This window comes from Pseudanabaena sp. UWO310, assembly GCF_006861605.1.
Classification (GTDB): domain Bacteria; phylum Cyanobacteriota; class Cyanobacteriia; order Pseudanabaenales; family Pseudanabaenaceae; genus Pseudanabaena.
On record NZ_SELU01000025.1, the window covers coordinates 56,884 to 68,690 of the forward strand.

Annotated in this window: 13 protein-coding genes and 2 riboswitches; of the genes, 3 read left to right on the forward strand and 10 right to left on the reverse strand. The window is 43.8% G+C overall.

Annotated features, from left to right (window positions below):
- Positions 1-10: 10 nt before the first annotated feature.
- The gene (locus tag PseudUWO310_RS10310) at positions 11-1,303 is read right to left on the reverse strand and encodes an ATP-binding protein (RefSeq protein ID WP_142600782.1); all 1,293 of its coding nucleotides are present in this window, start codon (positions 1,301-1,303) and stop codon (positions 11-13) included.
- Between the two features lie 204 nt (positions 1,304-1,507).
- A riboswitch (cobalamin riboswitch) is annotated at positions 1,508-1,656 on the forward strand.
- 278 nt (positions 1,657-1,934) lie between these two features.
- Positions 1,935-2,083: riboswitch (cobalamin riboswitch) on the forward strand.
- A 26-nt stretch (positions 2,084-2,109) separates the two neighbouring features.
- Between PseudUWO310_RS10310 and PseudUWO310_RS10315 the strand changes: the two genes are divergently transcribed.
- Positions 2,110-2,559 carry a hypothetical protein gene (locus tag PseudUWO310_RS10315; protein ID WP_142600784.1) on the forward strand — a complete coding sequence of 150 codons (450 nt, stop codon included), beginning with the start codon at positions 2,110-2,112 and terminating at the stop codon, positions 2,557-2,559.
- On the opposite strand, the gene PseudUWO310_RS22870 is transcribed toward PseudUWO310_RS10315, so the two are convergent.
- Positions 2,552-2,755 (reverse strand): hypothetical protein, encoded by a 204-nt coding sequence (locus PseudUWO310_RS22870; RefSeq protein ID WP_190315974.1) that lies wholly within the window; start codon positions 2,753-2,755, stop codon positions 2,552-2,554. The genes PseudUWO310_RS10315 and PseudUWO310_RS22870 overlap by 8 nt on opposite strands.
- Positions 2,756-2,855: 100 nt before the next feature.
- On the opposite strand from PseudUWO310_RS22870, the gene PseudUWO310_RS10320 reads away from it, so the two are divergent.
- Positions 2,856-3,704 (forward strand): class I SAM-dependent methyltransferase, encoded by an 849-nt coding sequence (locus PseudUWO310_RS10320; protein WP_142600787.1) that lies wholly within the window; start codon positions 2,856-2,858, stop codon positions 3,702-3,704.
- Positions 3,705-3,856: 152 nt separating this feature from the next.
- Here the strand turns inward: PseudUWO310_RS10320 and PseudUWO310_RS10325 are convergent, their stop codons facing one another.
- Positions 3,857-4,573 (reverse strand): glutathione S-transferase family protein, encoded by a 717-nt coding sequence (locus PseudUWO310_RS10325; protein WP_223805612.1) that lies wholly within the window; start codon positions 4,571-4,573, stop codon positions 3,857-3,859.
- Positions 4,574-4,724: 151 nt separating this feature from the next.
- On the opposite strand from PseudUWO310_RS10325, the gene PseudUWO310_RS10330 reads away from it, so the two are divergent.
- Complete coding sequence (locus PseudUWO310_RS10330; protein WP_142600790.1) at positions 4,725-5,201, forward strand: MarR family winged helix-turn-helix transcriptional regulator; 477 nt, start codon at positions 4,725-4,727, stop codon at positions 5,199-5,201.
- A gap of 146 nt (positions 5,202-5,347) precedes the next feature.
- Here PseudUWO310_RS10330 and PseudUWO310_RS10335 read toward each other — a convergent pair whose 3' ends face one another.
- From PseudUWO310_RS10335 to PseudUWO310_RS10365, 7 genes are all read right to left on the reverse strand, one after another.
- Positions 5,348-5,554: a chlorophyll a/b-binding protein gene (locus tag PseudUWO310_RS10335; protein ID WP_142600792.1), complete on the reverse strand. Its 207-nt coding sequence runs from the start codon at positions 5,552-5,554 to the stop codon at positions 5,348-5,350.
- Between the two features lie 291 nt (positions 5,555-5,845).
- Positions 5,846-6,115: a type II toxin-antitoxin system RelE family toxin gene (locus tag PseudUWO310_RS10340; RefSeq protein WP_142600795.1), complete on the reverse strand. Its 270-nt coding sequence runs from the start codon at positions 6,113-6,115 to the stop codon at positions 5,846-5,848.
- The gene (locus tag PseudUWO310_RS10345; RefSeq protein WP_009627650.1) at positions 6,112-6,408 is read right to left on the reverse strand and encodes a type II toxin-antitoxin system Phd/YefM family antitoxin; all 297 of its coding nucleotides are present in this window, start codon (positions 6,406-6,408) and stop codon (positions 6,112-6,114) included. The genes PseudUWO310_RS10340 and PseudUWO310_RS10345 overlap by 4 nt, the downstream gene beginning before the upstream one ends.
- Before the next feature lie 127 nt (positions 6,409-6,535).
- Entirely contained in the window at positions 6,536-9,466 is a 2,931-nt protein-coding gene (ileS, locus tag PseudUWO310_RS10350; RefSeq protein ID WP_142600797.1) for an isoleucine--tRNA ligase, read from the reverse strand.
- A 133-nt stretch (positions 9,467-9,599) separates the two neighbouring features.
- Positions 9,600-10,541, reverse strand: coding sequence for a DNA polymerase III subunit delta' (locus tag PseudUWO310_RS10355; protein WP_142600800.1), 942 nt, complete (start codon positions 10,539-10,541; stop codon positions 9,600-9,602).
- Complete coding sequence (locus tag PseudUWO310_RS10360; protein ID WP_142600802.1) at positions 10,541-11,098, reverse strand: hypothetical protein; 558 nt, start codon at positions 11,096-11,098, stop codon at positions 10,541-10,543. The genes PseudUWO310_RS10355 and PseudUWO310_RS10360 overlap by 1 nt, the downstream gene beginning before the upstream one ends.
- 40 nt (positions 11,099-11,138) lie before the next feature.
- Positions 11,139-11,393 (reverse strand): hypothetical protein, encoded by a 255-nt coding sequence (locus PseudUWO310_RS10365; RefSeq protein ID WP_009627654.1) that lies wholly within the window; start codon positions 11,391-11,393, stop codon positions 11,139-11,141.
- Positions 11,394-11,807: the final 414 nt, after the last annotated feature.

The window sequence follows — 11,807 nt, forward strand, 5'->3', positions numbered from 1 at the left end:
GAACTTTCCTCTAATCATCCAAAATTGGATTTACATCAAACCAACTATCACCTTGATATTCATACTCAAACACAAACTGGCTCTTGATCAGCGTCTGATACTCCGACTCCCCTCTTACCTTCTTATCCTGTTTTACTTTGGTAATTAGTTCCCATTCATCTTCAGTAATTGTTTTAATTTTATTATTCCGTTCCTTAGCGATGATACTCTCGACCAACTTAGCCGTAATCGGTGGATCGTCCTGCTCGAGGCAACCATACAGTAACCGAAATAAATTACGAACGTGACCACCACTAGCTTGACATAGGCGATCAAGAGTTTGAGGTGAATCAAATACTTTGTTCACAAATTCACTGTTAATCCGTTGGACGGAATTAACTTTTGGGAAGGCTCTCGCCATTACAATTTGTCTGAGTAGCGCCATTCCTGCCTCGCACTCACTGCCATCCTTTAATCTTGCAGGAACCATCGGCAAAGTCTTAATATCCGTTCCAAACCGACTAGCGACGATCGCAGCATCATTAGAAAAAGTCAGCAACAATGGAACCGTGTAAACTACATGGCAATCCAGCCCCCGCAACTGATCGCCCCGTTCGACAAACAAATATCCAGCCCTTGACTGTTCTTTAAGATCGATGCGGTTTTCAATGCGATCGAGGTTATCCACAATTACCACTAAGCCTTTCTTGCCAGCAGCTTGTAGTCTTTCCTTGGCAGGAGCCAGTAACTCCTTATTAATGGAAGTAATAATACTATTGGTGCGGGATTCCAACCGTTCGCGCATTTGCCGACGCAATGACGGGCTATTCTTGGCTTGAGCCGTAATCTCGGCAATCCCCACTGATAGCTTAAAATTTGCACTCAGATCGAGCTTGGTTTGTAAAATATCCTTCAGTTCGCCAAACAATTTCTTGAAATATTCTGGGATGATGTTGATCCCCTCCTTTTCTAAGCCGTTGCTGAGTTGTCCTGCGATCGCTAACAAAATATCACTCGCATCGACATCGCTCAGTTCTAATTGGCGATCGCATTCAAAATAAGCGACATAAAACTTTTTCTCGGTCAGTTCATGCTTCAGCCGCAAAAGTTCTGTTGATTTGCCGCAGCCGATATGTCCTGTAAATAACTGACAGGTGGACTCATCGGGGGAAATCCTCACAATCTTGCGAGATAAACTTTCAATTAGCTTTTCACCCCGCACCGTTGAGAGATCAATATAATAGCTGCAATCCTCTTCATTACTAGAATCAAGAGGATGCGTCGGGTTGCAAGCTTTATAAAATCGAGAAAGTTCAAGATCCATAGTCGGATTTTAAGATGAGGATGAGCCATATCAAGTGCCGCCTATCCTAATATAGCGGATGTAATACCAATTCACGAGAGTGTGCTAACACTTTTGTGAATTAAAAACCAAAACCAGTAAGGGTTTTAAAAGTACAAAATGACAGAGCCATTTTGTACTTTTAAAACCTGCCTATGAAAAATTGCTAATCGCCATAGATGTTATACTTTGACTTCAGCTTTCGGTTTTAGTGAGGAGCAGTCACTAAAAGTAATGGGGAAAGATTGGCGCAAATCCAACACTGTCCCGCAACTGTGATTTTCTGTTGAAAAGCAGAAAGAGTCAGAACGCCCGCCGAAGCTCATTTCAAATCCATAAATCTACATCTACGAGGTAATAGATGCGTCGGGTTGCAAGCTTTATAAAATCGAGAAAGTTCAAGATCCATAGTCGGATTTTAAGATGAGGATGAGCCATATCAAGTGCCGCCTATCCTAATATAGCGGATGTAATACCAATTCACGAGAGTGTGCTAACACTTTTGTGAATTAAAAACCAAAACCAGTAAGGGTTTTAAAAGTACAAAATGACAGAGCCATTTTGTACTTTTAAAACCTGCCTATGAAAAATTGCTAATCGCCATAGATGTTATACTTTGACTTCAGCTTTCGGTTTTAGTGAGGAGCAGTCACTAAAAGTAATGGGGAAAGATTGGCGCAAATCCAACACTGTCCCGCAACTGTGATTTTCTGTTGAAAAGCAGAAAGAGTCAGAACGCCCGCCGAAGCTCATTTCAAATCCATAAATCTACATCTACGAGGTAATAGATGAAGTTAAAAGATAGTGATTGGCAAGGCAATTTTGGCTATTGGCAAAAGAGCTTTATTCACGCAAACCTGATGATGATCGGCTATGCTGCATGGCAAGGCTTTTTGCAGCATGGTCGAGGAGTCGTGTTTTGTGATGTTGATCGCAATGCGATCGCTCCTAGTAACACAGGCTTAGAAGTTACCCAATTCAAATCCCAATTTGTTGCTGAACAAGAATTAATCTCTTCAATTCAAGCTTTTTCTCTCGATCAAGAATTGATCGCTATTCTTGTGCAAGCTGTTGGGAATTATGCCCCAGACAAAGAGATTGTTCTCTTGATGAAGATGGAGCAACAGCTTGAAATCAATCTTTTCCAAAATCTGAAAATCTTTCCCCCCGATTGTTTTGAGCAGGTTAACCGACGTTGGGAAGAGTTTCAGCCTTGTTTAGAAACATACCCTAAATGAGGGTTATACCCATTCCCAACATGGCAACGCCATTTTGGGAATGGGTATAACCTGACTGGGTTTGGTGTTTACAGCAATTATCGATCAAACGAATCACAAGGAAATTCATGAAAGTCTTGCTAAGCAAGGCTTTCATGAATTTCCTTGGCTTGGGTTTGAGCGCAAAGCGCTGTAATTCACGAAAGTGTGACAACACTTTCGTGAATTGGTATTAGATAAGGACGGGCGGAGCTTTGCGCCGTTCGTCCTTTGGACTTAGTCCAGCCCATAGCGAAAACTGCTATATTTACTAATCTATGAACAATGTAATTCGCTACCAAAACGCTGCACTGCAATATTACCGAGATTTGACAGGCTCTTCCTATCTTCACTATGGTTATTGGGAACCAATTCCATCTCCCACAGATGAGTTGACGGTTACCAAGTTGCGTGTAGCCCAAGAAGCCTATGCGACCCATCTTCTCGCTTTCCTTCCCACCGATATTCATTCCGTATTAGATGTTGGTTGTGGGAATGGAGATAATGCTGTAGCGATGATTGAGAAAGGTTTACAAGTTGAGGGACTTGCTCCCGATCCACTTCAACAAGCTAATTTCTTGGAACGTACCAAGGGAAAAGCTTTATTCCATATTGATACCTTTCAAGAATTTGTGCAAGCGCCGCAAAAGTATTCCGCACAGCTTACTTATGATCTAATTCTATTTAGCGAAAGTACTCAATATATGTCGCCAGAAATGATCGCAGAAGGTTCGGCTGTGGTGGTGAAATCTGGCAGTTATGTGCTGTTAGCAGATATGTTACGGAAAGATCCTGAATATAAGGAAGGAATGTTTTCTAACTGTCTGATTAAGGCCGATCTGCATAAATCAATGGAGAAGGCGGGATTTAAGTTGGTCAAGACCGATGACATTTCGGCACATATTGCTCCAACTTTGGATATCTGCGTGCAAAGCTTCCAAACCTTTGGAATCTCTACACTGAAATATATCGGCAATCTAATTGCGATCGCAGTTCCACCGATCTATAAAGTTATGCGTTACTTTTTCGGAAAGTCAATCAAAAACTTGATTACGGAAGGGCTTAATGCCTCGACTCTTTTTCACAAGCATCTCTGCTATGAAATTCAACTTTGGCAAAAGCTATAGCAACGAAGCCCAAAGATGAGTGGCGGCGCGAAGCGCCGCCACTCATCTTTGGGCTTTTATGTCCTGATACAGTTGGCGGCAGCTATAAATATAAAACCCTAAAACCTGCGGCGCAGCCTGCGCCGCAGGTTTTAGATTTGTTTTTTGCGGAGCTATTTAATCAACTCACTCAAAAAACTATTTCTCTTTTGGAAAAACTCATCCAGTAATTCGTAATAATTTTCGTCAACGGCTTGCTGAACCGATGGTCGCTCTAATAGAGCTTCGCGCCAAGCCTTAACTTTGGGAGTCCGATCGCTAAAGCCAAAATTTTGATAGCGATCGAAGGCAACAAAATAACGGAATATGGGGGCATAGACCGCATCAATCAGCGAAAATTTTTCGCCTCCAAAATATGGTGCTGCAATGAGTTGTGCTTCTAGTAGTTCTAAATTTGCAATCAAGTCTAACCGTTTTGCTTCAAAAGTCTCTTCATCCTTAGCCGAGTAGAAACCCGCAATTTTTGTCAGTAGATTTGACCCAAATTCGATCCAAGAGCGATGTTTAGCCTTGGTTAAGGCATCCTCAGGATGCAGCGAATCGGGCGTAATTTCATCAAGATATTCACAAATTACGGCGGATTCAAACAAGACTTCATCATTAACCAGCAGTAATGGTACTCTCCCCAATGGCGAAATTTTAAGAAACCAGTCGGGTTTGTTGGCAAGGTCGATATATTCGCGATCGCAAGAAATTTGCTTTTCAAGGACAGTGATTAGCGATCGCTGCACGTAGGGACAAAGGGTATGGCTGATCAGCTTGAGTTTAGGCAACATGGCAATTTGTAAGTGCAATTTGTAAAGGGGGCTAATATCTGAATATAGTTGCATTTACATTAATTGCAATTGCAACTATGTTTAACTTAGCATATTTAATTGCAATTGCAACTAAATTCCCAAAGATAGGGGCGGCGCGAAGCGCCGTCCCTATGAGCCTATTTTTATAATTGCGATTGCAACGATTTTTTTGGATACTGGAAGTATGTCAATAAATTCACCCCTAGATCCTTTGCGAAGTTCGGTTTGGCGATCGCTTTTGACCGTTCATACCAAGCTGCTTGATCGCATTGCCCAAAAGCTTGATCAAGCCGATCTGCCGCCTTTGGAGTGGTATGACGTACTGCTCATACTCAAAGAAGCCCCCGATCACCGTTTGCGCTTAAGCGAACTGGCTGAAAAAGTGCTATTAACCCGTAGCAATCTAACGCGATTAGTTGATCGCCTCGAAAAAGCCGACTTGCTCTATCGAAAATCCTGTCCAAGCGATCGGCGCGGAACCTATGCCGTCTTAACTGAGGCAGGTTTGGCGATGCAGCAAAAAATGTGGATCGTTTACGCTGAGGGGATTTCTGAGCATTTTGCTAGTCATATCTCCGAGGACGAGGCGCAGGTTTTACAGACAATATGCGATCGCTTATTGAGTAACTTGGCACAAATAAATATAAAACCCAAGAGTTGATTGGTGACACTTCGTGCCACCAATCAACTCTTGGGTTTTGATTTGGACGATATATCTCCAAACCAATAAAAAAACCCTACCAAAAGATAGGGTTAAAGAATCGTTTTTACTTTGTCTCAAACATTTAGATCAGGAACAGATGGGATTTAGATATTTGTCAGCCACCAAATCAAACCATGCCCTGTGGAAACTTCAAGGATCAGCAAGGAGGCGAAGCCAATCATTGCAAGTCTACCGTTCAATAATTCTGCGTAAGGGGTGAAACCCGCTCTGTCGGATTCTTCAACATACATCTTTGGTTCTACTGCGAAATTGTTGAGTACACCGCGTTCATCGACTGTATAGCTGCTCATTGCTTTCTCCTTTGTTTGATTTCCTTATGTAAAGAAATATAACAAAATATTTCGAGATGTTAATCTAGCTAAAGGCATGGATAACAGATTAGTTGCACCTACATAAAGAGGTATGCACAAAGAAGGGTTTGGCATTGCCAAACCCCATTGGACTTTTAGAGCTGTCGCAAAGTGTATTAGTACATAAAACCCAATAAGAGAATTGCGGCGCGAAGCGCCGCAATTCTCTTATTGGGTTTTAATTTTGTCACAACACAGGTGACGACAGCTATAAGTAAACGTAAAGACCATTTACAAATTACGATAGACCTCATCATCATTACGCTTACCAACCCTAAAAATCCTTATTTGTCCATCCTCCACAGTGTAAAGAACACGATACTCGCCCGAATCTACACGATAACCATTGGGATAACCTTTTAATGCTTTACAGTCTTGCGGTTGAGGATTGTCTAATAGTGCAAATATTTTGGTTGCAATTTGCTTGAATTGTTTGGGCTGTAGTTCTGCCAACGATTTCTTAGCATCTCTAGCAAACTGCAACGTATAGCGATCGCTCATATCTTCGTGAAATCCTCTACTACAACTTCGGTGTAATGAGCTTTGTTATGAGCATCTATCACATCCTCAAAGCTAAAAAATCGATCATTACTAGCAACAGCCTTTTTTAGTAAATTACTATCGATCGCATCTTCCAAGGCTTCAAGCAAATTTGCTAAATAATCATAACGAACCATTGCCACTACTGGCTTTCCTTCGGCTTCAATCACAACCTGTGTATGCAAATCTCTCACTTCGTTGACAAGTTTAGATAACTCAGTACCAACTTCTCCGATTTGCAGAACATTTACCATTAGTTTTGTCTCCCAAAGTTTAGATTCACTTGGATACAGAGATTTTAGCTCAACAAAATTAATTAAAAATAGCGATCGCCTATATCTAAACGATAGATGTAAGCGATCGCTATCTAATCACGATTTACTAAAAAGTACCTGCTAATGCACTGACGCAGCGATCGCAAATATGGGGATGCTCGGTAGACTCACCGATATGGGTGGAGTAGTTCCAGCAGCGTGGGCATTTCTCACCATCAGCATAAAAAGCCGCAAAAGTAAGGTCTTCAGAATCATAACGATATCGTATTGATTCCCAAGCTGGAGAATGACTTTCTTTACCTGTAAGTTTAGCCTTCATATTTTGAACGAATTTCACCTCAGACACAATGAATAAATATTTGAGTTCCTCCTCGCCTAAAGATTCTAAATTAGCTTGTATATTTTCTTGATCAGACCAAATGAAGATACGTGCTTCCAAAGAAGAACCGATCACTTTGTCAGTTCTTGCTGATTCCAATACTTTGTTGACTTCACCACGCACTTCGCGCAGATATTCCCACTTAGTTGCTAGTTCGGGCTTGTGCCATTCAGGATGCACGATAAACCAACCCGATTGGAATACAGATTTAGATGGCGCAGGATAGGGCAAGTATTGCCAGATATCCTCGGCAGTGTGGGCAAGGACTGGAGCGATCGCCTTGGCAATTGCCTCTAAGCAATACATCAACACCGTCTGGCAACTGCGGCGACGGGGAGCGTTAGGCGCACTGATATAGAGGCGATCCTTGGCGATGTCTAAATAGAAGTTGGATAAATCGACGGTGCAGAAGTTTTGGATGGTTTGGAAGAAGCGCGAGAATTGGAATTTCTCGTATGCCTCAGTGATGTCTTTGGTGACTTCGTAAAGTCGGTGCAGGATGTAGCGATCGCTTTCCGTGAGATCGGCATAGGGAACTAGATGTTCCGCAGGTTGAAAGTCAAAGAGGTTGCTGAGCAAGAATCTGGCGGTGTTGCGAATCTTGCGGGATACATCGGACATTTGCGCCAAAATCGTCTTACCGATGGGAACATCACCGTTATAATCGACACTCGCCGCCCAAAGACGGATCACATCCGCACCATAGGGAGGTTCTTTCTTCTGGTCTTTACCACCATTGATCACCACCATCGGATCGACGATGTTACCGAGGGATTTGCTCATCTTTTGTCCCTTTTCATCAAGGACAAAGCCGTGGGTTAACACGGTCTTGTAAGGGGCATAGCCATTGGTTGCCACACTAGTTAAAAGCGAAGATTGGAACCAACCACGATGTTGATCGGAACCTTCCAGATACATATCCGCAGGATAGTTCATCGCATAGGGAACGGTGCGCGAATTATGACTTTCGCCGCCGAGAACCCCTGCCCATGAGGAACCAGAGTCAAACCAGACATCCATTGTGTCCGTACCTTTGCGATACTTGCGACCATTATTTTGATAGGCTTCAGGAAGTAATTCTTCTACTTCTCTTTCCCACCACACATCGGAACCATGTTCGCGAATGAGTTCTTGAATATGCGTAACGGTCTCTTCCGTGAGCAAAGGCTCGTTGGTTTCTTCGTCATAAAATACGGGAATCGGTACGCCCCAAGTGCGCTGACGGGAAATACACCAGTCCGATCGCTCTTGCACCATTGAGGTAATCCGATTTTCACCGATCGCAGGAATCCAGTTAACTTCCTTGATTGATTTTAAAGCTTCTTCGCGGAAACCATCAACGGAAGCGAACCACTGCTCGGTAGCGCGAACGATCACGGGCTTCTTCGTGCGCCAATCGTAGGGATATTTGTGGTTATAGGCTTCTTCTTTAATCAGGGTTCCATTAGCGGTCAAGATTTCGACAACCTTGGCATTACCTTCTTTCAGTACGCTCAAACCTGCTAATGCTTCGCCAGCATCCTCATTGAAAATACCGCGATCGTCCACAAGGGAAATCATGCCTAAATTGTATTTTTTACCAACAATAAAGTCATCCTGACCATGATTAGGCGCAGTATGGACTAAGCCCGTACCTGACTCGGCGGTGACGTGATCACCTAGCACGATCGGACTAGGGCGATCGCAAATGGGATGTTTAGCAATGGTTCCTTCGAGCACATCACCAGTAAAGGTATATTTCACCTCCAAAGCTTGTTCAAAGGTAGCAGCTAGCTTTTCAACCAGTTCCGTAGCCACGATGTAGTTTTTGTCACCAGCCGAGACAATGCTGTAACTCAGATGGGGATTGGCGCTAATGCCCAAGTTGGCGGGAATTGTCCATGGTGTGGTTGTCCAGATCACGGCATGGAGATTTGCGAGATCGGCGATCGCCTTCAATTGTTCGCTAGCTTGAGTTACTGGAAAAGCGACATAGATACTGCGCGAAACATGATTTTCGGGATATTCCAATTCGGCTTCCGCAAGAGCCGTATGGGAACTGGGCGACCAATATACGGGCTTCAGACCACGATAGATATAGCCTTTAAGTGCCATCTTCCCGAATACACCAATCTGGGCGGCTTCGTATTCAGGTTTGAGGGTGTAGTAAGCATTCTCATAGTCACCCCAAACACCCCAACGTTTGAAGCCTGTTGCCTGTTCGTTAATCGTTTGCAGTGCAAATTCCTTGGCTTTTTGACGCAATTGCAAAGGCGTTAAATTAGCGCGTTCCTCGGCTTTGATATTTTGTAAAACTTTAAGTTCGATCGGTAAGCCGTGACAGTCCCAGCCCAGCACATAGCGAACTTTATAGCCACGCAATAACTTATAGCGATTAATAATATCTTTTAAAACTTTGTTTAAGGCATGACCCATGTGTAATGTGCCGTTAGCGTAGGGAGGCCCATCATGGAGGGTAAACACATCACCTTTATTATTGTGGGAGAGGTCTGCAAAAATCCCTTGCTCTTGCCAAAACTTTTGAATCTCTGGCTCACGAATAATCGCATTTGCCCGCATGGAAAAGTTTGTTTGCGGCAAGTTAACGGTGTCTTTATATTCGCCTAATTCGGCGGGACTCGTGAGATTCTCAGGTTTGGCTTTAGGAGCAGATGTCATCGTTCTAAACTTTCAAAAATTAGCTAGGGTTTATACCTCATCAAGGAGGTCACGATCACTATTATGACGCATATATAGCTATCGCCCATAAAAAACGAAAAGAGAGGTGCGGCGCTTTGCGCCTCGCCTCTCTTCAGTTGGCAATCTTTCCCGCTATTTGCAAAAGCGTTACTTCCCAGACTAAGCGTGGCTGGACATAGCGAGCGATCAATTCCCTTGCTTTGTCGAGGTGTTGCAAAACTAGCGGCGATCTTTGCTGTTCCCAAAAATAATTTTGTAAATAATCGATCAGCCATAGTTGCAAGTCTACTTCTAGCTCCTTGGTGATTTGTTTGGCGATCGCCATAGCAGTTTTCGCATCTTGAGGAATTTGGCGGACGGCAGTTAGCAATTCCGCAGGAATGCTTTTAAAACGCTCGAAAGATTCGATCGCATTACCCGCCGAGCCTTGGGCTAGGGCTAATACTTCGGGGGGAATGGTATGCCCTGCAAGGTCGAGTACCTCCTGTAGTTGCCTCTGATTGAGTCTCGTAAAAGGGATGCGTTGGCAGCGTGAAACTAGGGTGGGCAAGATCGCACTAGCATCGGGGACGATCAAAATAATCGTGGCGTAAAGTGGTTCTTCGAGGGTCTTCAGCAAACTATTCGCAGCCGACTCCGCCATCGATTGGGCTTCCTCCAGAACGACCACCGATCGCTGGCACTCAAGGGGGGGACGGCTCACAAATTCGCTAATTTCTCGTATTTGTTCGATCCTGATCTGGGGTAAGGCGCGGCGCTTTAATCCTGCTGCGTCGGCTTCCTTGGCGGTGAGCATTTTACCCTTATCCAGATAGGTCGGCTCTACCCATAGCAGATCGGGATGATTGCGATCGCTAAGTCGATTAGCCGATCGGCGATCGCCCAATAAAACTTCGGCAAATGCCGAAGCGGTTTTGCTGCGTCCCACACCACTTGTGCCTGCAAACAAATAGGCAGGAGCAATGCGATCGCGTTGAATGGCAGCTTTTAATAGCTTGATCGCTTGGTTTTGCCCTACCACTACATCAAAGGGGGAATTTAGGGAAAACACCACTAGTCATTCCAACGATCTTTGGTCGATCTTCCCGAACCGTAGGTGTTCAAGCCCACGCGATATTGGCGATCGGGTGAAGCATCTAAAACATCCAAAGTGCGCCGCCGCAGCCACCAACGGATTGCTTCATCGATGATTGCGGTAGGATCGCTAGAAATTTCCTTTAACTCAGTTAATAGGTCTGGGGCTATTTCGACTTTATAGGTGAGTTCGGCTGCCGCTAAGTCGGGAAGGGGCGGTTCGATATTTTCCTGATCGTCCTGATCGTTATGGATCTCTGGCTGTGGATTTATGGACTCGTCAGCAATCGGTTGCGGGGCGGTTTCAAGATCTGTTTCATGATTAATTGGACTACTCACGACCTCTTCTTCTTTATCCGATGAACTGGGTGGGATCGGTGCAAATTTAATCTTATTTTGGTTGCTTGCGTTAATTGCACTAAGTTTGGAGGCAACTAACTTACTTAACTTAGCGATCGCAAAAACAATGAGAATAAGCCCAAACTGAAACAGTCCCACAATTAAGAGCAGCTTTTCTTTTAGCCAAAATTCATACATGTTTTTTAGGAACGAAATTCTAAGTATTTTTTCATTGTTCCTAATCGTTCCACTCGCCGCGAGGCGGAACGACAGGATTCATTGTCAGAGGACGCGATCGATCTGCTTCTTTGATTGCTCGACGCTGCAACCATTGACGGATCGCTGTGTCGATCGCCTGTTCTGGATCGTTTGTCACTTCGCCCAGCTCGGCAAGCAAAGCTGGGTCAATGTCTATACTCTTTAGTACCTCATTAAATACTGCTTCATTAGCCGATTGGTTTACTTGCGGTTCGTTAGCGTTATCTTCTGGCATGGGAAATATTTGAATTAACTGGCACTATGCAGATTTTACCTAGATTTGTTACCTTCTGAATGTACAGTGCGATCGCAATCTAAATTTTAGCCTAGGCGAACTAGCCGCTTTATCCCCCCTCTCTGGTTTTCTCGCAAGTTTGCTGAGTTCTGTAGTGCAAACACAGCATTGCACTACAGAATTGCACTACAGAATTGCACTACAGAACTCAGCATCCAGTTTTTATACCAATTCGCGCAAGTGTGACAACACTTTTGTGAATTAAAAACTAAGCCTAGTCAGGGTTTTTAAATTAAGAAATGGCTACGCCATTTCTTAATTTTGGTAAATACCTCAGCGTAATTAAAATCCAAAGCTAAAACCTGCGACGCTCGCTGCGCGAGCGTCGCAGGTTTTAGGGTTTTATATTTAAAT